Annotated in this window: 26 protein-coding genes; 10 read left to right on the top strand and 16 right to left on the bottom strand. The window is 53.9% G+C overall.

Annotated features, from left to right (window positions below; genetic code table 11):
• Nucleotides 1-250: 250 nt before the first annotated feature.
• The 3 genes from lpxM to znuA form a co-directional block, all read right to left on the bottom strand.
• Nucleotides 251-1222: a lauroyl-Kdo(2)-lipid IV(A) myristoyltransferase gene (lpxM, locus tag HV107_RS25665; RefSeq protein WP_182061495.1), complete on the bottom strand. Its 972-nt coding sequence runs from the start codon at nt 1220-1222 to the stop codon at nt 251-253.
• Between the two features lie 119 nt (nt 1223-1341).
• Nucleotides 1342-2661 carry a murein DD-endopeptidase MepM gene (gene mepM / locus HV107_RS25670; RefSeq protein ID WP_182061496.1) on the bottom strand — a complete coding sequence of 440 codons (1320 nt, stop codon included), beginning with the start codon at nt 2659-2661 and terminating at the stop codon, nt 1342-1344.
• Nucleotides 2662-2676: 15 nt separating this feature from the next.
• The gene (gene znuA, locus HV107_RS25675; protein ID WP_182063597.1) at nt 2677-3621 is read right to left on the bottom strand and encodes a zinc ABC transporter substrate-binding protein ZnuA; all 945 of its coding nucleotides are present in this window, start codon (nt 3619-3621) and stop codon (nt 2677-2679) included.
• Nucleotides 3622-3698: 77 nt separating this feature from the next.
• Here znuA and znuC point away from each other — a divergent pair, with 77 nt between their 5' ends.
• Both znuC and znuB read left to right on the top strand, forming a co-directional pair.
• Entirely contained in the window at nt 3699-4454 is a 756-nt protein-coding gene (gene znuC, locus HV107_RS25680; protein WP_182061497.1) for a zinc ABC transporter ATP-binding protein ZnuC, read from the top strand.
• Nucleotides 4451-5236 carry a zinc ABC transporter permease subunit ZnuB gene (gene znuB / locus HV107_RS25685; protein ID WP_182061498.1) on the top strand — a complete coding sequence of 262 codons (786 nt, stop codon included), beginning with the start codon at nt 4451-4453 and terminating at the stop codon, nt 5234-5236. Before znuC ends, znuB begins: the two co-directional genes overlap by 4 nt.
• Nucleotides 5237-5295: 59 nt before the next feature.
• Here the strand turns inward: znuB and ruvB are convergent, their stop codons facing one another.
• The 6 genes from ruvB to aspS form a co-directional block, all read right to left on the bottom strand.
• Nucleotides 5296-6306, bottom strand: coding sequence for a Holliday junction branch migration DNA helicase RuvB (gene ruvB, locus HV107_RS25690; RefSeq protein WP_182061499.1), 1011 nt, complete (start codon nt 6304-6306; stop codon nt 5296-5298).
• Nucleotides 6307-6314: 8 nt separating this feature from the next.
• The gene (gene ruvA / locus HV107_RS25695) at nt 6315-6926 is read right to left on the bottom strand and encodes a Holliday junction branch migration protein RuvA (protein WP_014070691.1); all 612 of its coding nucleotides are present in this window, start codon (nt 6924-6926) and stop codon (nt 6315-6317) included.
• Between the two features lie 79 nt (nt 6927-7005).
• Entirely contained in the window at nt 7006-7527 is a 522-nt protein-coding gene (gene ruvC / locus HV107_RS25700) for a crossover junction endodeoxyribonuclease RuvC (RefSeq protein WP_182061500.1), read from the bottom strand.
• A gap of 33 nt (nt 7528-7560) precedes the next feature.
• Entirely contained in the window at nt 7561-8301 is a 741-nt protein-coding gene (locus HV107_RS25705; RefSeq protein WP_014070693.1) for a YebC/PmpR family DNA-binding transcriptional regulator, read from the bottom strand.
• Nucleotides 8302-8440: 139 nt separating this feature from the next.
• Complete coding sequence (gene nudB, locus HV107_RS25710) at nt 8441-8884, bottom strand: dihydroneopterin triphosphate diphosphatase (RefSeq protein WP_182061501.1); 444 nt, start codon at nt 8882-8884, stop codon at nt 8441-8443.
• 1 nt (nt 8885) lies between these two features.
• Nucleotides 8886-10658 (bottom strand): aspartate--tRNA ligase, encoded by a 1773-nt coding sequence (aspS, locus tag HV107_RS25715; RefSeq protein ID WP_182061502.1) that lies wholly within the window; start codon nt 10656-10658, stop codon nt 8886-8888.
• Nucleotides 10659-10924: 266 nt separating this feature from the next.
• Between aspS and HV107_RS25720 the strand changes: the two genes are divergently transcribed.
• The 5 genes from HV107_RS25720 to cmoB are packed head-to-tail and all read left to right on the top strand — an operon-like array spanning nt 10925 to nt 14505.
• Nucleotides 10925-11491: a hydrolase gene (locus HV107_RS25720; RefSeq protein WP_182061503.1), complete on the top strand. Its 567-nt coding sequence runs from the start codon at nt 10925-10927 to the stop codon at nt 11489-11491.
• Nucleotides 11488-12306, top strand: a complete 819-nt coding sequence (locus HV107_RS25725; protein WP_182061504.1) for a DUF72 domain-containing protein — start codon at nt 11488-11490, stop codon at nt 12304-12306. Before HV107_RS25720 ends, HV107_RS25725 begins: the two co-directional genes overlap by 4 nt.
• A gap of 51 nt (nt 12307-12357) precedes the next feature.
• A complete protein-coding gene (locus HV107_RS25730; RefSeq protein ID WP_182061505.1) occupies nt 12358-12753 on the top strand; it encodes an MAPEG family protein in 396 nt (131 codons plus the stop codon).
• Nucleotides 12754-12793: 40 nt separating this feature from the next.
• Nucleotides 12794-13537 (top strand): carboxy-S-adenosyl-L-methionine synthase CmoA, encoded by a 744-nt coding sequence (cmoA, locus tag HV107_RS25735; RefSeq protein ID WP_182061506.1) that lies wholly within the window; start codon nt 12794-12796, stop codon nt 13535-13537.
• Nucleotides 13534-14505 (top strand): tRNA 5-methoxyuridine(34)/uridine 5-oxyacetic acid(34) synthase CmoB, encoded by a 972-nt coding sequence (cmoB, locus tag HV107_RS25740; protein ID WP_182061507.1) that lies wholly within the window; start codon nt 13534-13536, stop codon nt 14503-14505. Before cmoA ends, cmoB begins: the two co-directional genes overlap by 4 nt.
• 141 nt (nt 14506-14646) lie before the next feature.
• Here the strand turns inward: cmoB and cutC are convergent, their stop codons facing one another.
• On the bottom strand, nt 14647-15390 hold the full coding sequence (gene cutC / locus HV107_RS25745; RefSeq protein ID WP_182061508.1) for a copper homeostasis protein CutC: 744 nt from the start codon (nt 15388-15390) through the stop codon (nt 14647-14649).
• Between the two features lie 85 nt (nt 15391-15475).
• Complete coding sequence (locus HV107_RS25750) at nt 15476-16036, bottom strand: VOC family protein (protein WP_182061509.1); 561 nt, start codon at nt 16034-16036, stop codon at nt 15476-15478.
• A gap of 238 nt (nt 16037-16274) precedes the next feature.
• Between HV107_RS25750 and argS the strand changes: the two genes are divergently transcribed.
• Nucleotides 16275-18008 carry an arginine--tRNA ligase gene (gene argS / locus HV107_RS25755; protein ID WP_182061510.1) on the top strand — a complete coding sequence of 578 codons (1734 nt, stop codon included), beginning with the start codon at nt 16275-16277 and terminating at the stop codon, nt 18006-18008.
• Nucleotides 18009-18043: 35 nt separating this feature from the next.
• On the opposite strand, the gene HV107_RS25760 is transcribed toward argS, so the two are convergent.
• From HV107_RS25760 to flhB, 5 genes are all read right to left on the bottom strand, one after another.
• Complete coding sequence (locus HV107_RS25760) at nt 18044-19183, bottom strand: glycoside hydrolase family 105 protein (protein WP_182061511.1); 1140 nt, start codon at nt 19181-19183, stop codon at nt 18044-18046.
• 4 nt (nt 19184-19187) lie between these two features.
• Nucleotides 19188-20771 carry an MFS transporter gene (locus HV107_RS25765; protein WP_182061512.1) on the bottom strand — a complete coding sequence of 528 codons (1584 nt, stop codon included), beginning with the start codon at nt 20769-20771 and terminating at the stop codon, nt 19188-19190.
• Nucleotides 20772-21030: 259 nt separating this feature from the next.
• Nucleotides 21031-21423, bottom strand: coding sequence for a flagellar protein FlhE (locus HV107_RS25770; protein ID WP_409050239.1), 393 nt, complete (start codon nt 21421-21423; stop codon nt 21031-21033).
• Entirely contained in the window at nt 21423-23501 is a 2079-nt protein-coding gene (gene flhA / locus HV107_RS25775) for a flagellar biosynthesis protein FlhA (protein ID WP_182061513.1), read from the bottom strand. Before flhA ends, HV107_RS25770 begins: the two co-directional genes overlap by 1 nt.
• The gene (flhB, locus tag HV107_RS25780) at nt 23494-24642 is read right to left on the bottom strand and encodes a flagellar biosynthesis protein FlhB (protein ID WP_182061514.1); all 1149 of its coding nucleotides are present in this window, start codon (nt 24640-24642) and stop codon (nt 23494-23496) included. Before flhB ends, flhA begins: the two co-directional genes overlap by 8 nt.
• Nucleotides 24643-25138: 496 nt before the next feature.
• Here flhB and HV107_RS25785 point away from each other — a divergent pair, with 496 nt between their 5' ends.
• Nucleotides 25139-25714, top strand: coding sequence for a fimbrial protein (locus HV107_RS25785; protein WP_182061515.1), 576 nt, complete (start codon nt 25139-25141; stop codon nt 25712-25714).
• A 128-nt stretch (nt 25715-25842) separates the two neighbouring features.
• Nucleotides 25843-26535 carry a molecular chaperone gene (locus HV107_RS25790; RefSeq protein ID WP_182061516.1) on the top strand — a complete coding sequence of 231 codons (693 nt, stop codon included), beginning with the start codon at nt 25843-25845 and terminating at the stop codon, nt 26533-26535.
• Nucleotides 26536-26623 lie beyond the last annotated feature (88 nt).

A 26623-nucleotide genomic window follows, 5' to 3' on the forward strand; every position in this document is an offset into this window, starting at 1 on the left:
CCTCCTTGCGGAGGTTAGGCTTGCCAGTTAAGCACGGTGCAGGATTCCGTTCACCTTAATATCCGCAGAAAATAATTCGTTCAGCACACGTGAACGGGATAAGGGGGCCACCGCGGCCCCCTTAGCACGTTCACCGCAGCGGATTATGCAGGTAGCAGGAAAGTCTGAGTGAACGGAACGATGCCACGAAAATAACAGAGTGGCTTAATATCGTTTAACTGACTGGCATTGCTCCTTGCCGAGGTTTTTTTTATTTCTTCGGGAAAAGCTCTTTGCGTTTATAAGGCTCTTTTTCGCCCGGCTTACGCGTTTTAAGCAGCTTGAGTATCCACGTGTACTGTTCCGTATGCGGCCCCACCAGCAGCTCAACCTCTTCATTCATCCGGCGCGCAATGGTGTGATCGTCTGCCGTTAGCAGGTCATCCATTGGCGGGCGCACCTCAATGCTCAGGCGGTGCGTGTTGCCGTCATAAACTGGGAACAGCGGAATAACGCGGGCGCGACACACTTTCATCAGGCGGCCAATCGCAGGCAGCGTGGCTTTGTAAGTGGCAAAGAAATCGACAAACTCACTGTGCTCAGGACCGTGGTCCTGATCCGGTAGATAGTATCCCCAGTAGCCCTGACGCACAGACTGAATAAAAGGTTTAATGCCGTCGTTACGCGCGTGCAGGCGACCACCAAAACGACGGCGGACGGTGTTCCACACATAATCAAAGATCTTATTGCCCTGATTATGGAACATGGCAGCCATCTTCTGACCTTGCGATGCCATAAGCATGGCCGGGATATCAACACCCCAGCCGTGAGGAACAAGGAAGATCACCTTCTCGTCATTGCGGCGCATCTCTTCAATGATTTCCAGCCCTTTCCAGTCAACACGGCTGAGCAGCTTCTCCGGCCCGCGCAGCGCCAGCTCTGCCATCATCGCCATTGCCTGCGGTGCTGTGGTGTACATCGCATCAATGATAGCTTCACGCTCGGCGTCGCTTTTCTCAGGGAAGCAGTAGTAGAGGTTAATTTGTGCGCGGCGACGGGCGCTTTTACCCATCCGCCCGGCAAGGCGGCCTATTTTACCCAGAATGGGATCGCGGACGGCCGCCGGGAGCAGCGCGATACCGGCAAACGCATAGACACCCAGCCAGGCGCCCCAGTTAGACGGATGGCGAAACGACGGCTCAAACTCAGGAATGTACTCAATGTTATTTTTTTTTGTTTCCATGCTGATTCCAGGGAAGGTGACGCAAAATAAAGAACAATGCGGATAGTGTAGCGAGGCTGGCGCTTACGTACAAAAGAAAAAGCCGGCGCGCGAGGGCACCGGCTTTGCAAAACACGAGCTTAGTCAAAACGCAGTTGCGGCATCACCTCTTTCACCTGCGCCAGATAATCGGTGCGATCTTTACCGATCAGGCCTTCGGTGCGCGGCAGCTTCGCCGTCAGCGGGTTAACCGCCTGCTGGTTGATCCACACTTCATAGTGCAGGTGTGGCCCGGTTGAACGTCCAGTATTACCGGAAAGCGCGATACGATCGCCACGTTTTACCTTCTGCCCCGGCTGAACCAGCAGTTTACGCAAGTGCATATAGCGGGTGGTGTAGGTACGACCATGGCGCACGGCAACATAGTAACCTGCGGCACCACTGCGTTTCGCCATGACCACCTCGCCATCACCCACCGCCAGCACAGGGGTCCCCTGAGGCATGGCGAAGTCAACACCACGGTGCGGCGCAACGCGGCCAGTAACCGGGTTCAGACGACGCGGGTTAAAGTTAGAAGAGACACGGAACTGCTTCGCAGTCGGGAATCGCAGGAAGCCTTTCGCCAGCCCCGTACCGTTTCGGTCATAGAACTTGCCGTCTTCAGCGCGGATTGCGTAGTAATCCTTGCCATCAGAACGCAGACGCACGCCCACCAGTTGGCTTTGCTCACGCTTACCGTCCAGCATCTCACGAGACATCAGCACTGAGAACTCATCGCCTTTTTTCAGCTTGCGGAAGTCCATCTGCCACTGCATCGCTTTAATCACCGAGCTGATTTCCGCGCTGGTCAGGCCCGCATCACGCGCGCTGCTGACGAAACTCGCCCCTACCGTACCTTTCAGCACGCTGTTAACCCAGTCGCCCTGCTGCATTTCACTGCTCATTTTGAAACCGTTTGCAGTGCGATCGTAAGTACGGGTTTCACGGCGGGAAACTTCCCACGTCAGACGTTGTAAATCGCCCTCTGTGGTTAAGGTCCAGGAGAGTTGTTGACCGATTTTGAGGTTACGTAAATCTTTATCTGCGGCGGCAAGCTGGCTGATATCCCCCAGCTCGATGCCGTACTGGTTCAGTACACTACTGAGTGTATCTCCGGTGGATACCACGTATTCGTGGTTACCCGCTTCGGTATCGGTTTTGTCGTCAAGCTCATCCTGCGGAATAGCTTCATCTTCCTGAGCCGCCTGATCGATAGGCTCGCTGGCCTCAGGCAACAGAGAACGGATTTCGCTCTTCTCAAGCTCGATGGTTTTGATGACAGGGGTAGAACTCGGGTGGTAGACATAGGGCCGCCATACGGCGACCGCCAGAGTGAGAACTGTAAGCGACCCCAGCATAACGCGATGGGGTCGGGGCAGATTGTTAAATGCCAGAGCGACAGAGCGGGCTATCTGTTGCACGTATTCACTTCCTCGTTAATCTCCTTTCAGGCAGCTCGCATACTGGTTCGCCAGTTGGCTGAGGAACTGCGAATAGCTCGCTTTGCTCAACTGGATGTTCGTTCCTAGCGGGTCAAGGGTACCCATGCGCACGGATGTTCCCCTGGCCACGGCTTCTACGACCGCTGGCCTGAACTGTGGCTCAGCAAAAACGCATGTCGCTTTTTGCTCAACCAACTGTGTTCTGATTTCATGTAAACGCTGCGCACCAGGCTGAATTTCAGGGTTGACGGTAAAGTGACCGAGCGGGGTCAAACCGTAGTGTTTTTCGTAGTAGCCATAAGCGTCATGAAAAACGAAATACCCTTTGCCTTTCAGCGGTGCGAGCTCGTTACCCACCTGTTTATCGGTTGCGGCTAAACTTGCCTCAAAATCCTTCAGGTTGGCGTCTAATTTGGCTCGACTTTGCGGCATAAGTTCCACTAATTTGTCATGGATTGCAACCGCCGAAAGCCGCGCTATCTCTGGCGAGAGCCAAAGATGCATGTTGTACTCGCCGTGATGGTGATGGTCGTCACCTTTTTCACCTTCAGCGTGGTTATGCTCACTTTCGTGCTCGTCGTCGTCAGCCCCTTTCATGAGTAACGGTTTCACGCCTGCAAGGTCCGCAATGGTGACCTGCTTTTGCGCCGGAACCTGTTGGGCAGACTTCTGCATAAACGCTTCCATTTCTGGACCAATCCAAACGACTAAGTCCGCGTTTTGTAAGCGTTTTACATCTGACGGACGCAGAGAATAATCATGTTCAGAGGCACCATCAGGGAGCAAAACCTGGGTCTCCGTTACGCCCTCTGCAATGGCAGATGCGATGAAGCCAAGGGGTTTAAGCGAAGCGACAACGGCAGCGTTAACATCTTGTGCTGTTGTACCCCAAAGGGCAGCGGATAATGCTGCGAAAAGAAGCGTATTTTTATGTAACATAATGCGACTATTCATCGTAATAAGTTCGGGGAATGTGATATTATAACATTCGATGACTTCTGCAAGCTTAAATTGACATGACGACTTTGGTTTCTCTCGAAAATATTTCGGTGTCATTCGGTCAGCGTCGCGTCCTTTCTGACGTTTCGCTGGAACTGAAACCCGGTAAAATACTGACGCTGCTCGGCCCTAATGGTGCCGGGAAATCCACCCTGGTGCGCGTGGTTCTGGGTTTGGTTGCACCCGATGAAGGCGTTATCAAACGTGATAACAAACTGCGTATTGGCTATGTGCCGCAAAAATTACACCTGGACGCCACCCTGCCGCTCACGGTGAGCCGTTTCCTGCGCCTGCGCCCTGGCACACGTAAAGACGAAATTCTGCCAGCCCTGAAACGCGTGCAGGCAGGGCATCTGATCGAGGCACCCTTGCAAAAGCTCTCTGGCGGCGAAACGCAGCGTGTTCTGCTGGCTCGCGCATTACTGAGCAGTCCGCAATTGCTGGTCCTCGATGAACCGACCCAGGGTGTTGACGTGAACGGCCAGGTTGCGCTTTACGATTTGATTGATCAGCTTCGCCGTGAACTTGACTGCGCAGTGCTGATGGTTTCTCACGACCTGCATCTGGTGATGGCAAAAACCGACGAAGTGCTGTGCCTGAACCACCACATCTGCTGCTCCGGCACGCCGGAAGTGGTGTCGATGCACCCGGAATTTATCTCTATGTTTGGCCCTCGCGGAGCCGAACAACTTGGCATCTATCGCCACCACCACAATCACCGCCATGATTTACAGGGACGAATTGTGCTGCGTCGGGGAAATGGACACTCATGATTGAATTGTTACTGCCCGGCTGGCTGGCCGGGATTATGCTCGCCTGCGCCGCAGGGCCGCTGGGCTCTTTTGTTGTGTGGCGCAGAATGTCCTATTTCGGCGATACGCTGGCGCACGCCTCGCTGCTCGGCGTTGCCTTTGGTCTGCTGCTGAATGTAAACCCGTTTTATGCGGTGATCGCGGTGACGCTGATGCTGGCAGCCGGTCTGGTGTGGCTGGAAAAACGGCCGCACCTCGCCATTGATACTTTACTCGGCATTATGGCGCACAGCGCATTGTCACTGGGTCTGGTCGTTGTGAGTCTGATGTCGAATATTCGTGTCGACCTGATGGCCTACCTGTTTGGTGACCTGCTGGCCGTTACCCCGGAAGACCTGATCTCTATCGCCATCGGTGTGGTAGTGGTGCTGGCTATTCTGTTATGGCAGTGGCGCAACCTGCTGGCGATGACCGTTAGCCCGGATCTGGCATTCGTCGATGGCGTTAAGCTTCAGCGCGTGAAACTGCTCCTGATGCTGGTAACCGCCTTGACCATTGGTGTGGCGATGAAGTTTGTCGGGGCGTTGATTATTACGTCCCTGCTGATCATCCCGGCTGCGACCGCACGTCGTTTTGCCCGTACGCCAGAACAAATGGCCGGTGTGGCCGTTATTGTAGGGATGATTGCAGTAACAGGCGGGTTGACCTTCTCGGCGTTCTACGACACGCCAGCGGGGCCGTCAGTGGTTCTCTGTGCAGCGGTGCTGTTTATCTTCAGTATGATGAAGAAGGCTGCAGGTTAACATCGAGGGCGCTGATGCCCTCACCCTAACCCTCTCCTACAGGGAGAGGGAAAATAAGGCTACGGCATTGCCGGTGGCGTAATGCCAAAGTGATTCCACGCCCGCACCGTCGCCATGCGTCCACGCGGGGTGCGCTGTAAAAAGCCCTGCTGGATAAGATACGGCTCCAGCACATCTTCTATGGTTTCGCGCTCTTCACCAATCGCTGCCGCCAGGTTATCCAGCCCCACCGGCCCGCCAAAGAATTTATCCAGCACCGCCAGCAGCAGCTTGCGGTCCATATAGTCGAAACCTTCCGCATCCACATTCAGCATGTCCAGAGCCTGTGAAGCGATATCTGACGAGATAGTGCCGTCGTGCTTCACTTCAGCGAAGTCACGGACGCGTCGCAGCAGACGGTTAGCAATACGCGGCGTGCCTCGAGAACGCTTTGCAACCTCAAACGCCCCTTCATCGCTCATCTCCAGCCCCATGTAACGCGCGCTACGGCTGACGATATGCTGGAGATCAGGAACCTGATAAAACTCAAGGCGCTGCACAATTCCGAAGCGATCACGCAGTGGTGATGTTAATGAACCAGCGCGGGTTGTGGCACCAATCAACGTAAACGGCGGCAGGTCGATTTTAATGGAGCGCGCAGCCGGGCCTTCACCAATCATGATGTCCAGCTGGTAATCTTCCATCGCCGGATAGAGTACCTCTTCCACTACCGGGGAAAGACGGTGGATCTCATCAATGAACAGCACATCATGCGGTTCAAGGTTGGTCAGCATCGCTGCCAGGTCGCCCGCTTTTTCAAGCACCGGGCCGGAAGTGGTGCGCAGATTTACGCCCATTTCATTGGCAACGATATTTGCCAGCGTGGTTTTACCTAACCCCGGCGGGCCGAAAATCAGCAGATGATCGAGCGCATCGCCACGCAGTTTTGCCGCCTGGATGAAGATCTCCATCTGGGAACGAACCTGCGGCTGGCCAATGTACTCATCAAGCAGTTTCGGGCGGATCGCGCGATCCACGACGTCTTCTGCCTGAAGGGTGCCTGCCGATACCAGGCGGTCTACTTCAATCATCCTTTACCTCACAATGCAGCGCGCAGCGCTTCACGAATCAGGGTTTCACTGCTGGCATCCGGTTTGGCGATTTTGCTCACCATACGGCTGGCCTCCTGAGGTTTATAGCCCAGCGCCACCAGGGCAGCAACCGCTTCCTGCTCGGCATCATCAGCCGTTGGCGCACCCGGCGATGTCAGCACCAGGTCTGCCGCAGGGGTAAACAGATCGCCGTGCAGGCCTTTAAAGCGGTCTTTCATTTCAACAATCAGGCGCTCTGCGGTCTTCTTACCGATGCCAGGCAGTTTAATCAGCGCTACTGGATCTTCGCGCTCTACGGCATTCACAAACTGCTGTGCAGACATGCCGGATAAAATCGCCAGCGCCAGTTTCGGCCCGACACCATTGGTTTTAATAAGCTCCCGGAACAGGGTGCGTTCCTGCTTGTTATTAAAACCGTAAAGCAGCTGCGCATCTTCGCGCACGACGAACTGGGTGAAGACAATGGCTTCTTTGCCCGCGTCAGGAAGTTCATAGAAACAGGTCATTGGCATATGGACTTCATAGCCTACGCCTCCCGCTTCAAGCAGCACTAACGGGGGTTGTTTTTCAATGATGATGCCTCTGAGTCTGCCTATCACGTGACGCTCCTGCGTTCTGGAAGAGTTAACTGCGGGTATAATAAAAAAAGGCTGGATAAACATCCAGCCTGATTTGTCATTATCGTAACCTGCCTCGCGCCAGATTGAGCCGCGAATCACTCATTTGCATCGCGTTCTGGCTGACATGACAGTGGGTTATCGCAATCGCCAGCGCATCGGCGGCGTCAGCCTGCGGGTTTGCGGGGAGCTTCAACAGCGTGCGCACCATGTGCTGCACCTGGCTTTTCTCCGCGCCACCATTTCCTACCACCGTCTGCTTAACCTGTCTTGCCGCGTATTCGAACACCGGAAGATCCTGGTTCACGGCAGCAACAATCGCTACGCCGCGCGCCTGGCCAAGCTTTAACGCCGAATCGGCGTTTTTCGCCATAAAGACCTGCTCGATAGCGAAATAGTCAGGCTGAAACTGAGTGATAATCTCTGACACGCCTGCGTAGATCAACTTAAGACGTGATGGCAGATCGTCCACTTTGGTACGAATACAGCCACTGCCCAGGTAGGTTAGCTGGCGTCCAACCTGGCGGATGACGCCATAACCGGTGACGCGTGAGCCGGGGTCAATCCCGAGGATAATCGACATCACGCGCCTCCTGTAACGGTTTAAACGCTCTCATCAGAGAGTCGCTGCAACCTCATCAGAGATTTCACCGTTGTGGTACACTTCCTGCACATCGTCGCAGTCTTCGAGCATGTCGATCAGACGCAGCAGTTTAGGCGCAGTTTCTGCGTCCATGTCCGCTTTGGTTGACGGGATCATAGAGACTTCAGCGTTGTCTGCTTTCAGACCCGCCGCTTCCAGCGCATCACGCACCGCACCCATCTCTTCCCACGCGGTGTACACGTCGATAGCACCGTCATCGAAGGTCACAACGTCTTCAGCACCGGCTTCCAGCGCCGCTTCCATGATCACATCTTCGTCGCCTTTCTCGAAAGAAATCACGCCTTTTTTGCTGAACAGGTAAGCGACGGAGCCATCAGTACCCAGATTGCCACCGGTTTTGGTGAACGCGTGGCGCACTTCGGCAACGGTACGGTTACGGTTGTCAGACAGACATTCAACCATGACCGCAGTACCACCAGGGCCGTAACCTTCATAAATGATGGTTTCCATGTTCGCGTCGTCATCACCGCCCACGCCACGAGCGATTGCACGGTTCAGGGTGTCACGCGTCATGTTGTTAGACAGTGCTTTATCAATTGCTGCACGCAGACGTGGGTTAGAACCCGCATCGCCGCCACCCAGACGTGCTGCTGTTACCAGCTCACGAATGATTTTGGTAAAGATCTTACCGCGTTTGGCATCCTGTGCCGCTTTGCGGTGTTTGGTGTTGGCCCACTTACTATGACCTGCCATAAAAAGTTCTCCAAAATTATCCTGCGCCTTTCAGCTTCCAGATGCGTTGGCTGCGCCCGCTCATACCAGTCACTTACTAATGTAAGCTCCTGGCACTTCACGGCCTTGCCGCCTTCCTGGAAACTGAAATGCCTGGAAATTAATTAACATTAATTACAAATTCTTCAATCGCCTGCCGGTTGCTCCACGACTTGGTCAGTGCGGCGGCATCCGCCGCATCCACCCAACGGTAGCTCAGGTGTTCAGTGAACACGATCTCCCGTTCATGGGGGAGCGCGAGACAGAACCACGATTCCGTATTGCGCTCGATATCCGGAGCATAGCGATGACGTAAATGGCTAAAAATTTCAAACTCCACCGTGCGCTGACAGTCCTTCAGGGTCAATTGCTCGCAAGCAACATCAATGGCGACCTCTTCCTTTACTTCACGCGCGGCGGCCTGCGGTGCAGTTTCACCCTCTTCCAGGCTGCCGGTAACCGACTGCCAGAAATCAGGATCGTCACGCCGCTGCAACATCAGCACCCGCTTCGTGTCCAGGGCATAAATGACAACTAAGACAGAAACGGGAAGCTTATATGTCATATCAGTTTTTCTCTTCCTTTTTCACCACGTCGATGCCCAGTTCAGCCAGTGAGGCCGGGTTGGCAAAGCTTGGTGCTTCCGTCATCAGACACGCCGCGGCGGTCGTTTTCGGGAAGGCAATAACATCACGGATGTTGTCGGTACCGGTCAGCAACATGGTCAGACGGTCAAGACCGAATGCCAGACCCGCGTGCGGAGGCGTGCCGTATTTCAGGGCATCCAGCAGGAAGCCGAATTTCTCGCGCTGCTCTTGCTCGTTAATGCCCAGAATACCGAACACGGTCTGCTGCATTTCGCCGCTATGAATACGTACGGAACCGCCACCCACTTCATAGCCGTTGATAACCATGTCGTAGGCGTTCGCCACAGCCTCTTCCGGTGCCGCTTTCAGCTCTGTCGCGCTCATGTCTTTTGCCGAGGTGAACGGGTGGTGCATCGCAGTCAGGCCGCCTTCACCGTCGTCTTCAAACATCGGGAAGTCGATAACCCACAGCGGCGCCCATTTGGTTTCGTCGGTCAGGTTCAGGTCTTTGCCGAGCTTCAGACGCAGCGCACCCATCGCATCGGCAACCACTTTCTTGTTGTCTGCACCGAAGAAGATCATGTCGCCGTCCTGCGCACCAGTGCGCTCAAGGATAGCTTCTACGATCTCTGCGTTCAGGAATTTAGCAACCGGGCTGGTAATGCCTTCCAGACCTTTTGCACGCTCGGTAACCTTAATATAGGCCAGACCTTTCGCGCCGTAGATCTTGATGAAGTTGCCGTAGTCGTCAATCTGCTTACGGCTTAAGCTTGCGCCACCCGGAACACGCAGGGCAGCAACACGGCCTTTCGGATCGTTAGCCGGGCCAGAGAACACCGCGAACTCAACGGCTTTCACCAGGTCTGCCACGTCCACCAGCTCCATCGGGTTACGCAGGTCAGGTTTATCAGAGCCGTAGCGACGCTCGGCTTCAGCAAAGGTCATGATTGGGAAATCGCCCAGCTCAACACCTTTTACGTCGTTCCACAGGCTACGCACCAGCGCTTCCATCACTTCACGCACCTGCTCTGCAGTCATGAAGGAGGTTTCTACGTCGATCTGGGTAAATTCAGGCTGACGGTCAGCACGCAGGTCTTCGTCACGGAAGCACTTAACAATCTGATAGTAACGGTCGAAGCCGGACATCATCAGCAGCTGTTTGAACAGCTGTGGTGACTGCGGCAGCGCGTAGAATTTGCCTTTATGAACGCGGGACGGGACCAGGTAATCGCGCGCGCCTTCCGGCGTGGCTTTGGTCAGCATCGGGGTTTCGATATCGAGGAAACCGTGGTCGTCCATAAAGCGGCGCACAAGGCTTGTGATCTTCGCGCGCGTTTTCAGGCGCTGAGCCATTTCCGGGCGACGCAGATCAAGATAGCGGTATTTCAGACGCGCTTCTTCAGTGTTGACGTGGTTGGAGTCCAGCGGCAGCGCTTCAGCACGGTTGATGATAACCAGGTCAGATGCCAGCACTTCGATTGCGCCGGTCGCCATGTCCGCGTTGATATTTTTCTCGTCACGCGCACGAACGGTGCCAGTGACCTGAATGCAGAACTCATTACGCAGCTCAGAAGCCAGTTTCAACGCCTCTGCGCGATCAGGATCGAAGAACACCTGAACGATACCTTCGCGGTCGCGCATATCGATGAAGATAAGGCTACCAAGATCACGACGACGGTTGACCCAACCACACAGGGTAACCTGCTGCCCGACGTGGGACTGACGCAGCTGCCCGCAATATTCTGTACGCATGAGATATCCCTTATTTAGCCGCAGGCTGTTTGTCGCCTTTAAATCAGGCTACGTTGTCGCAGCTTTAACTGTATGTCACAACTGGATGAAAAAAGGCGGCTATTATACTGGAAATTCCGCCCGACGATAAGAGAGAAGCGCTGTCTGAGGCACGTTTGCTGCACTCTTATTGCGCATTCTCACAAAAATTAACAAAATTATCCGCCCGGTAACAGGCCGGAACATCGTAAGGTGTAGCCGAAGCGATTAATTTGACTGGAGTTACTATGTTTACACTCGATGCCGCCAAAACCGCACTTGTGGTGATTGATTTACAGGAAGGGATCCTGCCATTTGCCGGCGGCCCGCACGCGGCTGATGACGTAGTCAGCCGTGCCGCCCGTCTGGCGGAAAAATGCCGCGCCAGTGGCGCGCCTGTTGTCATGGTGCGTGTCGGCTGGTCTGCGGATTTCGCCGAAGCGTTAAAACAGCCTGTCGATGCACAGGCAGCAGGACATGCGCTGCCGGAAAACTGGTGGACATATCCGGTATCCCTTGGCAAACGCGACAGCGATATCGAAGTCACTAAACGCCAGTGGGGCGCCTTCTATGGCACCGACCTGGAGTTACAGCTGCGTCGTCGCGGGATAGACACCATCATTTTGTGCGGGATCTCCACCAATATCGGCGTCGAGTCCACCGCCCGTAACGCATGGGAGCTGGGCTTTAATCTGGTCGTCGTGGAAGATGCGTGCAGCGCAGGCTCTGCGGAACAACACCAGGGGAGCATGACCAATATCTTCCCGCGCATCGGTCGTGTGCGCAGCACCGATGAGGTTTTAAGCGCCCTATGATGTATGTGGGTCTGCCCCAGTGGTCGCACCCGAAATGGGTGCGTCTTGGGATAACCAGCCTCGAAGAGTATGCCCGCTACTTTAACTGCGTAGAGGGCAATACCACCCTGTATGCCCTTCCGAGAGCAGAGATCGTCGAACGCTGGCGGGAGCAAACCAGCGATAACTTCCGCTTCTGCTTTAAGTTTCCGGCAACCATAAGTCATACCGCGGCATTGCGTAACTGTGGTGATTTAACCGCTGAATTTTTTGCTCGGATGTCGCCGCTGGCACATCGTATCGGTCAGTACTGGCTCCAGCTTCCTGCGACATTTGGCCCTCGCGACCTCCCCGCCCTGTGGCAGTTTCTCGATGCCCTGCCCCGAGAATTTACCTACGGCGTTGAAGTGCGGCATCCCGATTTTTTTGCCAAAGGCGAGGCTGAAACAGCCCTCAATCGCGGTTTGCATGAACGCGCGGTTAACCGCGTGATCCTCGATAGCCGCCCGGTGCATAGTGCCATTGCGCATAACGAGGCCATTATTGACGCGCAGCGTAAGAAACCCAAGGTTCCCGTCCATGCCGTGGTAACGGCCAGTAACCCGATAGTGCGGTTTATCGGCAGCGATAACATGCTGCAAAATCAGGAGATGTTCGCCGTCTGGCTGCAAACCCTGCCGAAATGGGAACAGACAACAACCCCGTTCCTTTTTTTGCATACGCCTGATATTGCCCAGGCTCCCGAACTGGTCGATGCGCTCTGGCAGGCCTTGCAGAATGCAGTTCCGTCCGTAGGCGACGCGCCCTCTATCCCACAACAATCTTCTCTTTTCTGATATCACCCCCTATCATATAGACGTGCCATCTGCCAAAAACAGGGAGTTTGTATGGTCAGCGCGCTCTATGCGGTGTTAGGTGCATTACTGCTGATTAAGTTTTCGTTTGATGTTGTGCGCCTCAGAATGCAGTACCGCGTGTCCTACGGCGACGGTGGTTTTTCCGAGCTGCAAAGCGCGATCCGCGTCCACGGTAATGCGGTTGAGTACATTCCCGTTGCGCTGATATTGCTGCTGTTTATGGAGATGAACGGCGCGGAAACCTGGATGGTCCACATCTGTGGTCTGCTTCTGATTGCAGGTCGGTTAATGCATTATTACGGCTTTCACCACCGCTTATTCCGCTGGCGTCGTTCCGGCATGAGCGCAACCTGGTGTTCGCTTTTGCTGATGGTGCTGGCTAACCTTTGGTATATGCCGTGGGAGTTGGTTTTCTCCTTCCATTAGCGCACAATACGCCACTTTATTTTTCCCGGATTTTTACGTTATGTCTGATCGCGACACGCTTTTTTCCGCGCCTATCGCCAGTCTGGGCGACTGGACCTTTGATGAACGGGTAGCCGAAGTCTTCCCTGACATGATCCAGCGCTCTGTTCCTGGTTACTCCAATATTGTCTCCATGATTGGGATGCTGGCTGAACGTTTTGTTCAGCCCGGCACGCAGGTCTACGATCTGGGGTGTTCGCTTGGCGCATCAACGCTGTCGGTTCGTCGTAACGTTCATCACGAAGGTTGTAAAATCATCGCTGTTGATAATTCTCCGGCCATGGTTGAACGCTGCCGTCGCCATATTGACGCGTATAAAGCCCCAACGCCGGTTGAGGTTGTTGAAGGCGATATCCGCGATATCGACATTCAGAACGCCTCAATGGTAGTACTGAATTTCACCCTTCAGTTCCTGGTGCCGGAAGACCGCCAGCTGCTGCTGGACAAGATTTATAAAGGCCTGAACCCGGGCGGCGCGCTGGTGTTATCCGAGAAATTCAGTTTCGAGGATGCCGATGTGGGTGAGCTGCTGTTTAACATGCACCACGACTTTAAACGGGCGAACGGCTATAGCGAGCTGGAGATCAGCCAGAAGCGCAGTATGCTTGAAAATGTCATGCTGACAGACTCCGTTGATACCCACAAAGCGCGTCTGCGCAAAGCCGGGTTTGAGCATAGCGAACTGTGGTTCCAGTGCTTCAACTTTGGCTCTCTGGTGGCGCTGAAAGCCGGAGACGCAGCATGATCGAGTTCGGTAATTTCTATCAGTTGATCGCCAAAAATCACCTTTCTCACTGGCTGGAAACACTGCCTGCGCAAATCGCCACCTGGCAGCGCGATCAGCAGCATGGTCTGTTAAAGCAGTGGTCGAATGCGGTGGAGTTTTTGCCGGAACTGGCTCCTCATCGTCTTGATTTGCTTCACAGTGTAACGGCCGAAAGCGAAGAGCCCCTCTCCGCAGGCCAGACGAACCGTATCGAAACGCTGATGCGTAACCTGATGCCGTGGCGCAAAGGGCCGTTTTCGCTTTACGGTGTGAACATCAACACGGAATGGCGTTCAGACTGGAAATGGGATCGCGTTCTGCCGCATCTGTCTGACCTCAGCGGGCGCACCATTCTGGATGTGGGCTGCGGCAGCGGTTACCACATGTGGCGCATGATTGGTGCAGGCGCGCATCTGGCGGTCGGCATCGATCCTATGCAGCTGTTCCTGTGTCAGTTTGAAGCCGTGCGTAAATTGCTCGGCAATGACCAGCGAGCGCATCTGCTGCCGCTGGGTATCGAGCAATTACCGGCGCTGAAAGCCTTTGATACCGTGTTCTCTATGGGCGTGCTTTATCACCGTCGTTCCCCGCTTGAGCATCTGTGGCAGCTGAAAGATCAGCTGGTCAGCGGTGGTGAGTTGGTGCTGGAAACGCTGGTTATCGAAGGTGACGAGAATGCCGTTCTGGTGCCTGGTGACCGCTACGCGCAGATGCGCAACGTGTACTTTATTCCTTCCGCGCTGGCGCTGAAAAACTGGCTTGAGAAGTGCGGTTTTGTGGATGTGCGCATTGCCGATGTGAGCGTGACCTCAATCGAAGAGCAGCGCCGTACAGACTGGATGATTACCGAATCGCTGGAGCAGTTCCTCGACCCGGCAGACCACAGTAAAACGATTGAAGGCTATCCGGCACCGATGCGTGCGGTGCTGATTGCGACGAAGCCGTAGTCTTTTTTGCCGGGTGGCGGCTAACGCAGCTGCGGCTTGAAATATGAAGAAGAAAAAAAGGCCCCTGTGTAATTGGCAGGGGCCTGGTACAAGCAAGCATCATATTGGGCGACATGATGCGCGGTAAAAATCGGTACGTTGCTACACGTGATGACGTTCAATCATCGATTTCATTACCGCAACCGACTCTCCATCTACACCGTAGCGTGAATACTCATCCGCCTCAGCATCCGTCGACATTGACAACCCTGTATTGCGATAACGCATAGGCGAAGGCATCCATTTGCCTGCTGAGCTATGAAGCTCTTCTACCCCTGCGTTTAAAAACAGATTCAGATTGCTGGTGCGAACTCCTGCACCTGCCATTATTGTTAGAACACCGGAATGTGCTTTTAGTTCCGTAATTAATTGCAATCCTTTTTCTGCGGACGACTGCTGACCCGATGTCAGGATACGCGAAATGCCAAGTTCTGCCAGATTATCAAAGGCTTGCACTGGATTTTTACACATATCAAATGCACGATGAAAAGTGACTGCCAGCCCTTTCGCCGCATCCATGACCTGACGCATCCTCGGCATATCGACATTGCCGTCTTCATCAAGCAGGCCGATAACCAGGCCCGGGAATCCCAGGTCGCGAACGAGGGCGATATCTTCCAGCATGGCACTGAATTCACCCGCCGTGTAACAAAAATCACCGCCGCGCGGACGAATGATCGGGTGAACCGGAATGGAAACCGCCTGACGGGCAGAGTTCAGCATCCCGTAAGAGGGTGTTAAGCCCCCTTCTTTGGGCGCCGCGCACAGTTCAATGCGATCGGCCCCATGTTGTTGTGCGGTCACGGCACACTCCACGCTGTAACAACAAATCTCCAGCAGCGCCATTCAATCCTCCTTAAAAATCCACGAAACGAACTATCATGACACGCCTGCCGCCGTGGGTCCTGGCGTGAACTCACAAGTCTTACACTCAGGCTTCGCTGGCAACAATCTGTTCAATCGTCCACGGATGAAACTTCACGGTAACCTGCCCGTCTGTCACGGCAAGCGTCGGGTTTGGCAAACGCTCGCGCTCCCCTTTTGGTGAGCTGGTTTTCACGAAGATACCCGGCTTGCTTAATCCTTCGTCAGACAACAGGGCCAGCGCGCGGGCATTCAGGTTTTCAGACTCGCCCGGCAGCACAATTTCGATGTGTTCCCAGCCTTCATGCGGGTAGCGTTTTTCACCCGGCCACGGCAGCTCAACAACGCTGAATTGCCAGTGGGCAACGCAAACCGGTTCGTGCAGCTTAAACAGGCAAATTGGGCGTCCGTTGATGATGTTTTCTGACAGCAGCTCCCCGCACAACTCAAACCCACGACGCCAGCGTTCGGCGGTGGCATTCTGGTGGCAGCGCAGCGAAATGTGATCGGCCTCAAGCGGCGCAATATCCAGACCAAGACGGGTGGCAAGTTCTGTGAACGCCTGGGTGAAACGCGGGAGATCTGCGGAAATATCATGCAGTTGGTCAATGGATTGCCAGTTCGCCATAAAATCGTCTCTCAATATGTCGCAAAGCCGCTAATTTACTCTGTTGCCTCGTTTCTACCAACCGCAGCGTTGCGGTTTTTATGACTGCATGATTATGCATGCTGCCTTAGCCTGGATTCTGTACAATCAAAGCCCCCCGCAGTGCTGACGCCAGAAGGCATTTGCAGTATACTCCCGCCCTAAATTCTTAAACTGGCGCGGATGTGTTGAGTCCGCATCAAAAATGTAAGGTATCCAGGTGAATATTCAGGCTCTTCTCTCAGAAAAAGTCAGTCAGGCACTGATTGCCGCAGGCGCACCTGCGGATTGCGAACCGCAGGTTCGTCAGTCAGCAAAAGTACAGTTTGGCGACTATCAGGCTAATGGCGTGATGGCAGTGGCTAAAAAACTGGGCATGCCGCCGCGACAACTCGCTGAGCAGGTGCTGACTCATCTGGATCTCACCGGTATAGCCAGCAAAACTGAAATTGCCGGCCCTGGCTTTATCAATATCTTCCTTGACCCGGCATTCCTGGCAGGCAATGTTGATGCAGCGCTGAAGTCTGACCGTCTGGGCGTAACGCAGCCAGAAGCGCAGACCATCGTGGTTGACTACTCTGCGCCAAACGTGGCGAAAGAGATGCACGTCGGTCACCTGCGCTCCACCATCATTGGTGATGCGTCCGTGCGCACGCTGGAGTTCCTCGGCCACAATGTTATCCGTGCGAACCACGTGGGTGACTGGGGTACGCAGTTCGGGATGCTGATTGCTTACCTGGAAAAACAGCAGCAGGAAAATGCAGGCGAAATGGCGCTGTCAGACCTGGAAGGTTTCTACCGCGAAGCGAAAAAACACTACGACGAAGACGAAGTCTTCGCCGAGCGTGCCCGTAGCTACGTGGTGAAATTGCAGGGCGGCGATGCGTACTTCCTCGATATGTGGCGCAAACTGGTAGACATCACCATGTCCCAGAACCAGTTAACCTATAACCGCCTGAACGTGACTCTGACCCGTAACGATGTGATGGGTGAAAGCCTGTACAACCCAATGCTGCCAGGTATTGTGGCTGACCTTAAAGCGAAAGGTCTGGCGGTAGAGAGCGAAGGCGCAACGGTTGTGTTCCTTGATGAGTACAAAAACAAGGAAGGCGAACCGATGGGCGTGATCATCCAGAAAAAGGATGGCGGCTATCTGTACACCACCACCGATATCGCCTGCGCGAAATACCGTTACGAAACCCTTCATGCCGATCGCGTGCTGTACTACATCGATTCCCGTCAGCACCAGCATCTGATGCAGGCGTGGACGATTGTGCGTAAAGCAGGCTACGTGCCTGATTCTGTTCCACTGGAACACCACATGTTCGGGATGATGCTCGGCAAAGACGGTAAACCATTCAAAACCCGCGCTGGCGGCACAGTAAAACTGGCTGACCTGCTGGATGAAGCGCTGGAACGCGCCCGTCGTCTGGTGGCTGAGAAAAACCCGGATATGCCAGCCGATGAACTGGAAAAACTGGCTAACGCGGTAGGTATTGGTGCCGTGAAATATGCGGATCTGTCCAAGAATCGTACTACTGACTATGTGTTCGACTGGGATAACATGCTGGCGTTCGAAGGTAACACTGCGCCGTATATGCAGTATGCCTACACCCGTGTGTTGTCTGTGTTCCGTAAAGCGAATATCGACGAAAGCGTACTGGCCAATGCCGCGGTTCAGATCAGCGAAGATCGTGAAGCCCAGTTGGCCGCCCGCCTGCTGCAATTCGAAGAGACGCTGTCAGTCGTTGCCCGCGATGGCACCCCGCACGTGATGTGTGCGTATCTGTACGATCTGGCTGGCCTGTTCTCTGGCTTCTACGAGCACTGCCCTATCCTGTCAGCAGAAAGCGAAGAGGTGCGCAACAGCCGCCTGAAGCTGGCGCAGTTGACGGCGAAGACCCTGAAACTGGGTCTGGATACCCTGGGTATCGAAACCGTAGAGCGTATGTAAAAAAAGAAACCCGGCAAGCGCCGGGTTTTTTATTATCAGAAGTACTTACGCAAATATTCCGTTAAACACAAGATTGCCATCGCCTGGCCGTACGGCATCGACGTCAACGGGATCTGGCGATAAAACGCCAGATCGCTCCCCATCCCCGTACCGAATGACGTTTGCAGTAACTCTCCTTCCGGCGAAATATTTTTCACAATTCCGCGAATCGCTTTATCGGCGACGTCGGCATACTCCGCCCCGACATAGCGCTTACGCACTGCTTTCAGAATACCGTAAGCAAACCCCGCAGTTGCTGATGCCTCGAGGTAGGAATCTGGATCGTCAAGCAGCGTGTGCCACAGGCCGCTGTCGTCCTGACATTTTGCCAGAGCGGTAATCTGTGCGTTCAGCACCTGCACCAGATAACGACGCACGGCGCTGTTTTCCGGCAGATCCACAAGCTCGAGGAAATCCGGGATGACGATGGTCAGCCAGCTGTTGCCGCGCGCCCAGCGGGCCCTGGCAAAGTTGTGGTTTCCTTCGTAATTCCAGCCGTGGAACCACAACCCGGTTTCCCTGTCCATCAGGTTCTGCACGTGCAGCAGGAACTGATACACCGCTTCCTCAACGTATTCCGGTTTGTTCAGCAACTTACCGATTTTCGCCAGCGGCAGCACCGTCATCATCAGCGTGTCATCCCACATCTGCTGATGGTTCTCTTCAGCCAGTGTGATGTGCTGCATCCCGCCGTGATCGGTGCGCGGCATCTCGTTCATCGCCCATTCTGCCCAGCTTTCCAGCCACGGCAGCCAGGCCGGGTTTTTCGTCTCTTCGTAGCGATAAGCCAGGGTCAGAAACGGTGACATAGTGTTGACGTTTTTGGTGGTCGCCCCTTCCGCGAAGCGGTTGGTAAACCAGCTGTCAATAATGTCACGCATCGCTACGTCGCCGGTCTGGCAGTAATACTGCCAGATGCCGTATAAGCCGACGCCATGCGTCCACTCCCATCCCGCCCAGCCTTTGGTGTCGATCACGCGCCCGTCGTCCAGTCGCAGTAAAAATTCGCCCGTTTTATCGTGAATGTTCACCAGATTATGTGTCACCTTCTGAATCAGTGATTTCAGCTCATCCCTGGCGATAAAACGCTCAGGCTGACGCAGTAACGGACTCTGTTTGACAGGCCAAACTTTCATAATCTTAACCTCTGTTGTATGTCGAATTCAGTACTGCGCCATCCTTCAGAGAAGGTGCCGCTGGCTTATTACGATTCAGGTAACCGATGTTGTTGTTGCCCCACAGTGACTCGAATGGCATCCCGGCGAGCATCTCCACCGTCGCACGGGCTTGCGGGGTTGCGGCTTCAGGCATCGCCCTGCCAGACTCACGCATTTTGGCGGTCTCTTCACGCAGCGTACTGTGGGTCTGCAAATTGAGTTTGAACCGCAGGGACACCAGGAAGCCGCAGAACAGCACCAGAACGGTTCCCACACTCAGTATCATCAGAATGGTGTGGCTCACTTCAGCAGGCTGAACCTTCTGCCCGCTGACAAAGCCGGACATCTGCATCACGATCCCCACCAGCATTACCGCACCCGCCTGAGATGCTTTACGTGTCAGGGTCATGATGCCGGCAAAGATCCCTTCGCGGCGCTGACCGGTGATCACTTCGTCCACGTCAGCAATGTAGGTGTAGGTATTCCACGGCACGTAGTTGATACCACCGCGGCCCAGCCCCGCCACCGCGGAAACCAGCAACAGCAGCGAGAAGATGTCACTCAGTCCGGCGTAATAAAGCACGGCATACGAAACAGACGCCAGGCCAAACAGCACCACCACCATGCGGTAGGACGGCGCAGGTCCGAAGCGGATGCACAACGGGATCATGGCGATGACCGCAATAAACTGGAAGCTCGCCATCGTGCCGAGCAGGGTCGACGCCATTGACGCTTCCTGCATCAGGACAAACACCACGTAGTAGGTGAATACCGCATTGAACACGTCCTGCGCGATGTAACCCCCCAGGTACATCCCCAGGTGCTGACGGAAGATTTTAATGCGCAGCGTAGAGCTTAACTCCACAAACAGGCGGTTGAGACTCTGCCTCAGAGACAGTTTTTTCTTCTCTTCTTCGGCACGCAGCGCCGCTTCTGTCCAGTCTTCACGCGGGCGTTCCCAGGTAAAGCACCAGACGAAGGTCAGCATCACCGCGCAGAGCACAGAGAAGACCAGGCTTGCATAGAAGAAGGAAACCGCGTTGTCTTTACCAAAGTGAGTCAGTAAGACACCCGGCAGGAATGAAGCAAGAATGGCCGACATCTGTGCCATTGAGATACGCGCGCCAGAGAATTTGGTTTTCTGTTTGAAGTCATCGGTCATCTCCGGTACCAGCGTTTCGTATGGCACCAGAATCATGGTGTAGACGACATCGAACACCAGATAGGTCAACAGGTAGTACCAGAAATTCATGTCCCCTACCCACATCAGTGAATAGCTGAACACGCAAGGAATGCCGAGCAGGATAAAGAACTTACGCCGACCGAAGCGTTTTCCAAACCAGGTCGTGCCAAAGTTATCGGTTAAAAAGCCCATTAACGGGCTGACCACAGCATCCAGTACCCTTGCAGCAGCAAAGATAAATGTTGCCTCAATCGGCGAGAGTCCACAGAAGGTCGTATAAAAATATAAAAGCCAGGCGGAGGTCAGCGCAGTCGTCCCTGCGCCAAGGAAATCGCCCGAGCCATAAGCAAGGTAATTTGCGAGTCCAATTTTACGTGTTTTCATTGCCGTCAACCCTAATCAGTGTTGGGAGACTCCCTGTAAGCAACCTCATCCGGGAGTTTTTACACGGCTACAGTAAAAGTATCGTCAGGGTGATACCTTTCTGTTTTTGCCACCTCAAACAAGGGGATGGCAAAAATGCAAAGAGTGTCGCTACGCGCGTCACTGATTTATAAAACAGCGTTTCTTTTGCATCAAAAGCAGGTGTCATTTTTGCGAGCCCGCCATCAGAATCACCTGATGTCGGGCGTTAAGGCGGCAGTTAGCGGTAGTTGACGATGACAGAGTTGCTCTGAACTTTCAGCGCCGGAATCAAACGCCCGCCGCCAGGAACTTCCCAGATAAAGCGCAGTGGTTCGAGGGCCGATACGCCGTTAAACGCCTGAGTTGTGCCATTTTCCCCGTCGATTTCCGCGCAGCGGGTCTGTGTACACAAACGTACGCGCAACCCTGCGGGCGTTGGGCCAATCAGTCTGTAATTCCATGCCACCAGCGTCATCTGGCCAGAAGCAGATTCTGAAGGCGATAGCGGGCGTGAAGACATCGACTCACCACGATGATTGAGCGTAATCCCCATGCTGCTGGCCTGCCATGTCCCCTCGCCTGCGGCCTGTGCCGCCAGCGGGAAGAACAGTACCCATAACCACTTATGCATTATTTACCTCCAATGGTTGCCGTCATGCGGATATGGCGGTTATCCGACAGCTCCATGTTCGACAGCACCACCAGCTGCGTCAGGCTGCGGCGCAGGAAGCGGGACAACAACGGACGCAGAGCATGGTTCACCAGCAGAACAGGTGGCGCACCCAGCATCTCCTGACGCCCCAGCGCTTCCTGGGTTTGTGCCAGCAGTCGGTCTGCAAGCCCAGGTTCAAGACCGCCACCACCCTGCAAGGCCTGGAGCAGTAAGCGTTCCAGCGGAGTATCAAGACCAATTACCTGCACTTCACCTGTTCCCGGGAACCACTGTTGGGTAATAGCACGTCCCAGCGCCACACGAACCACCGCCGTCAGCTCATGCGGATCGCTTTGCAGCGGGGCATGTTCCGCCAGGGTTTCCAGAATGGTGCGCATATCACGGATGGGCACTTTCTCGTCGAGCAGGTTTTGCAGCACTTTGTGCAACGTAGTCAAGGTCACCACACCAGGTACCAGATCTTCGGTCAACTTCGGCATCTCTTGCGTGACGCGGTCAAGAAGTTGCTGCGCTTCCTGGCGGCCAAACAGTTCAGACGAGAATTGCCCAATCAGATGGTTAAGATGGGTTGCCACTACGGTACTGGCTTCCACCACGGTATACCCCTGGATCTGCGCCTGCTCTTTTAGCGCGCTCTCGATCCAGATAGCGGCCAGACCGAAGGCCGGATCGATGGTTTGTTCACCCGGCAAAGTACCGGCAGCCGTGCCCGGGTTGATAGCAAGCCAGCGTCCCGGATAAGCATCACCGCTGCCAATTTCCACACCTTTCATCAGAATACGGTATCGCGCTGGCGGTAAATCCATGTTGTCGCGGATATGAACCACCGGAGGCAAAAAGCCCATCTCCTGCGCGAATTTCTTACGAATACTGCGAATACGCCCAAGCAGTTCACCATCCTGCTGGAAATCCACCATCGGGATCAGGCGATAGCCCACCTCCATCCCCAGTGAATCCTCCAGCTGGACATCGTTCCAGGTGGCTTCGACCGCCTGGGTATTCTCCTGCATTTTAACGGGAACAGGCTCGGCAGCGGGTTGGGTTTCACGCCCGCGCATCCACCAGGCAAGGCCAAGCAGAGCGGCGGTAAACAGCAGGAACACCAGATTCGGCATCCCCGGAACCATACCGAGCAGCCCCAGCACAGCCGCAGCCAGCAGCATCACGCGTGGGTTGCTGAACAGCTGGCCAACCATCTGCTCGCCAACGTCCTGGTCCGTACTGACGCGGGTAACAATAACACCCGCAGCAGTAGAGATAACCAGCGCCGGGATCTGTGCAACCAGACCGTCACCGATGGTCAGCAGCGTATAGCTTTCCGCCGCGTGGCCCATGTCCATACCATGTTGCAGAACACCGACCAGCAGGCCGCCCACCACGTTGATAACCATAATCAGGATGCCCGCAATGGCATCCCCACGCACAAACTTACTCGCACCGTCCATCGAGCCGTAGAAGTCGGCTTCCTGAGTCACTTCCGAACGGCGCTTTTTGGCTTCATCTTCAGCAATAAGACCCGCGTTAAGGTCGGCGTCGATCGCCATCTGCTTACCCGGCATCCCGTCCAGCACGAAGCGCGCACCGACTTCTGCGATACGCCCTGCACCTTTGGTGATAACCATAAAGTTGATGATAACGAGGATCACGAACACCACGATACCGATGGCAAAGTTACCGCCCACCAGGAAGTGACCGAAGGCTTCAACCACTTTACCCGCCGCCGCCGCACCTGTATGCCCTTCCATCAGGATGATACGCGTAGAGGCCACGTTCAATGCCAGACGCAGTAAGGTGGTAAACAGCAGAATGGTCGGGAACGCTGCAAACTCCAGTGTCCGCTGGGTAAACATCGCCACCAGCAGCACCATGATGGACAGTGCAATGTTGAATGTGAAAAGCAGATCGAGGATGAATGCCGGGAGCGGCAATACCATCATCGACAAAATCAGCAGGATGAGAATCGGCCCGGCCAGAATCTGCCATTGCGTCGATTTCATGTTGCTCGGCAGGCGCAACATTGCCACCAGATTAGCCATCAGTGTCCTTCTCGTTCATAAAATCCAGCGCTTCTGGCACTGGAAGGTTTTCAGGTTTCACAGGTCGTTGACCACCTGCTAAACGCCAGCGTTTCAATTGCCATACCCAGGCCAGAACTTCCGCCACTGCGGCGTAAAGTTGCCCCGGGATTTGTTGTCCTATTTCGGCATGACGGTACAAGGCACGCGCCAGCGGCGGTGCTTCAAGAATGGGAACGCGATTCTCAGTGCCGATCTCACGAATACGCAGCGCAATCAGCCCGGCCCCTTTCGCCACCACTTTTGGCGCGCTCATTTTGTTTTCGTCGTACTGCAACGCCACCGAGTAGTGCGTCGGGTTGGTGACAATGACATCGGCTTTTGGCACATCTTCCATCATGCGACGGCGAGCGGCAGCGCGCTGCATCTGGCGAATACGCCCCTTCACATGCGGGTCACCTTCCATCTGCTTGTATTCATCACGAATATCCTGACGTGACATGCGCAGCTTCTTGAAGTGGCTATACAGCTGGAAAATAACGTCGAAACCTACCATCGGGATAATGCTGAGCACCACCAGTAGCGCGCACAGCCCGACAAGGTTCATGGCGTTACTCATCGCGCTTAACGGTGATTCGCTAATAAGGCGCATCATCTCGGGCCAGTTGTGCAAAAGATAAAAACCCGCCGCACTGCCCATCAGCGTAGATTTCAGAATAGCTTTCACCAGCTCCGCGCCGGTCTGGGCGGAAAACATGCGGGCGATGCCCGGCAGCGGGTTGAGTTTGGAAAACTTAGGTTGCAGCGATTTCGCGCTGAACACCAGTCCGCCCAGCATAACGGGTGAGACGATAGCCACCAGCACCACGCCGGTTATCAGCGGCAGCAAGGCAATCATGGCGCCTTTGATGAGCAGAATGATTTGGCTAAGGATCAGGTTCGGATCGTTGACCATGCTGTGATCAAAACGTAATCCGGTAGAGAGCATTCCAGCCAGTCTTCGGGCGAGCGACTCCCCACCCAGCCAGATAATGCAAACACCCACTACTAAAATAAGCAGGGATGTCAGTTCTCTGGAACGGGGGATTTGCCCTTCCTCACGCGCTTTTTCAAGTCGGTGGGGTGTGGGGGCTTCCGTTTTGTCGTCGTTTTCTTCTGACACTGTACGTGCTCGCAGCCCATTAAGTCACGGTTATCATGCCAGAGCTCAGGGCATTCAATGGCTGGAAAAGACTCTATAACTCACCGTTTTTACCTGGTTTACTTTCCACAAGGCTATTTCAACACGGCTTCATTTTTCAGAAAAATGCCCAGATGTATTATTCGTTAACAATGTTTGTTAAACCCTTACGTGTTTCAAAACTTATTACTACAACTCATACACAATAAATTTACGGCAATCGCCGCAACACGCAGAAATAGCTTTTACATTACCGAATCACATTCCCGATATGTATACAAACAAATACAAAGATCAATTCGATCAATTAAACAAAAGAATTCACAAAATAAATAGCGCGTTTATCAAGTCCATTTCAATTTCACCGATCTTTTCAGCTCTACATAAGGGTGTATACTCCCCGCAGCATCAGCATCACTATTACCAAACCCTCTAACACTCAACGAATAGATGCATTATTTATTAAAGGACACTAGTTATGAAACGTACCAAAACAATGGTAGCCAGTTTTATTCTTAGCCTCGTTTCTGTTAGCGCAATTGCTGCTGAAATGAATGCAGGGACAATTCACTTTACCGGGCAAATTATTGAACCAAGCTGTACGATTGATGGTGATAACGGCACAGACAGCACTGTCCCTTTGGGTACGTATCCAAACTCATTGTTTGACAAGGTGGGTAAAGAAAGTGAATTGATCCCTTTTAGTATCAGGCTCTCAGACTGCCCGGTCAAAAGTGATGGTCTACCGTCAGTACAGCTAACGTTTAACGGGAGCACTGCCGTCACAGGTTCAACGACCTTACTGGACGTCAGTAAAATCACCACAGATGGCGATACGGCAGCGACAGGCATTGGCATTGCCGTGACCCCGGCAGATGATAACGAAGACTATATTTCCTTCGATGGCAGCGAAGATCAGGTACGTATTACGCTACCCACGACGAAAGAAGATCAGGTTCATGCTGATTTCAATGCGCGTTATCAATCTTTTGCATCTGATGTCACGCCAGGCCCAGCAGATGCCGATATGACAATTAACATTCTTTACCGTTAACAGATCGCCATCGAACATTCATCAATTCAATTTTTAACTAAAAACACACTCTCAGAATACCAAATAGAATAGTTCGGATAAGCCCGGATTATTCTATTTTATTTTAAATTACGAACAGCAGGCTGACCATGCGTAAATTGTCGAAAGCATTTATCTACCTCTCGCTAATAATGCCCACATTGAGCCATGCAGCAGGTGTCCAGATTGGCCGCACGCGTATTATTTACAACGCCGAAAAAAAAGAGATAGCCCTTCCGCTCGTCAACAAAGATAACGCACTTCCCTGGCTCATCCAGTCCTGGACGGACACAGGCGACGAGACAACGCGTGGCCCCTTTATTGTCACCCCCCCGCTTTTCCGACTGGATGCGCAAAAGGAGCAAAGTCTCCGCATCGCCTGGAATGGATCCTCGCTCCCTGAAGACCGTGAATCGTTGTTTTATATGAACATCCGCACCATTCCAGCAACCGCGAAAGAGGACAGCGATAAAAACATGCTGCGCCTTATTTATAAGACCCGCCTGAAGCTGTTCTGGCGCCCTTCTGGGCTTAAAGGGACGCCCGGTGACACCTGTAAAAACCTGCATTTTCGCCAGGAAAAGGGCGACGTAATTATCATTAACGACGGGGCATTTTACAGCGTTTTTGACAGCCTACAGTTCGGGAATACACCGCTATCAAAGGCGGATATGGTTGCGCCGTTTTCCCGTGTCTCCGTCCCTCTTCCGGCGAAGACCTCAGGCGCTCAAGTTAGTTGGCGTTGTATTACTGATTACGGAAATGCATCGGAAAAATACACATCCACAATGATTCAGGGATAAATCAACAAAATGACGAATGGACTATGCCATTTACCCGGCAAACGGAACAACACATTCGCATCGCTGGTACATTGCTTTTGCGGCGTTT

The sequence above is a fragment of the Enterobacter sp. RHBSTW-00175 genome, assembly GCF_013927005.1.
Lineage (GTDB): Bacteria > Pseudomonadota > Gammaproteobacteria > Enterobacterales > Enterobacteriaceae > Enterobacter.

Coding starts and splice junctions, on each gene's coding strand:
- HV107_RS25750 (WP_182061509.1), bottom strand. CDS start 16,036: ATGGCGAACTGGCAATCCATTGACCAACTGCATGATATTTCCGCAGAT.
- HV107_RS25730 (WP_182061505.1), top strand. CDS start 12,358: ATGGTCAGCGCGCTCTATGCGGTGTTAGGTGCATTACTGCTGATTAAG.
- HV107_RS25705 (WP_014070693.1), bottom strand. CDS start 8,301: ATGGCAGGTCATAGTAAGTGGGCCAACACCAAACACCGCAAAGCGGCA.
- lpxM (WP_182061495.1), bottom strand. CDS start 1,222: ATGGAAACAAAAAAAAATAACATTGAGTACATTCCTGAGTTTGAGCCG.
- znuA (WP_182063597.1), bottom strand. CDS start 3,621: ATGTTACATAAAAATACGCTTCTTTTCGCAGCATTATCCGCTGCCCTT.
- nudB (WP_182061501.1), bottom strand. CDS start 8,884: ATGACATATAAGCTTCCCGTTTCTGTCTTAGTTGTCATTTATGCCCTG.
- ruvC (WP_182061500.1), bottom strand. CDS start 7,527: ATGTCGATTATCCTCGGGATTGACCCCGGCTCACGCGTCACCGGTTAT.
- HV107_RS25765 (WP_182061512.1), bottom strand. CDS start 20,771: ATGAAAACACGTAAAATTGGACTCGCAAATTACCTTGCTTATGGCTCG.
- HV107_RS25760 (WP_182061511.1), bottom strand. CDS start 19,183: ATGAAAGTTTGGCCTGTCAAACAGAGTCCGTTACTGCGTCAGCCTGAG.
- ruvB (WP_182061499.1), bottom strand. CDS start 6,306: ATGATTGAAGTAGACCGCCTGGTATCGGCAGGCACCCTTCAGGCAGAA.
- aspS (WP_182061502.1), bottom strand. CDS start 10,658: ATGCGTACAGAATATTGCGGGCAGCTGCGTCAGTCCCACGTCGGGCAG.
- HV107_RS25790 (WP_182061516.1), top strand. CDS start 25,843: ATGCGTAAATTGTCGAAAGCATTTATCTACCTCTCGCTAATAATGCCC.
- HV107_RS25785 (WP_182061515.1), top strand. CDS start 25,139: ATGAAACGTACCAAAACAATGGTAGCCAGTTTTATTCTTAGCCTCGTT.
- HV107_RS25770 (WP_409050239.1), bottom strand. CDS start 21,423: ATGCATAAGTGGTTATGGGTACTGTTCTTCCCGCTGGCGGCACAGGCC.
- flhA (WP_182061513.1), bottom strand. CDS start 23,501: ATGGCTAATCTGGTGGCAATGTTGCGCCTGCCGAGCAACATGAAATCG.
- znuC (WP_182061497.1), top strand. CDS start 3,699: ATGACGACTTTGGTTTCTCTCGAAAATATTTCGGTGTCATTCGGTCAG.
- HV107_RS25725 (WP_182061504.1), top strand. CDS start 11,488: ATGATGTATGTGGGTCTGCCCCAGTGGTCGCACCCGAAATGGGTGCGT.
- cmoB (WP_182061507.1), top strand. CDS start 13,534: ATGATCGAGTTCGGTAATTTCTATCAGTTGATCGCCAAAAATCACCTT.
- cmoA (WP_182061506.1), top strand. CDS start 12,794: ATGTCTGATCGCGACACGCTTTTTTCCGCGCCTATCGCCAGTCTGGGC.
- znuB (WP_182061498.1), top strand. CDS start 4,451: ATGATTGAATTGTTACTGCCCGGCTGGCTGGCCGGGATTATGCTCGCC.
- cutC (WP_182061508.1), bottom strand. CDS start 15,390: ATGGCGCTGCTGGAGATTTGTTGTTACAGCGTGGAGTGTGCCGTGACC.
- HV107_RS25720 (WP_182061503.1), top strand. CDS start 10,925: ATGTTTACACTCGATGCCGCCAAAACCGCACTTGTGGTGATTGATTTA.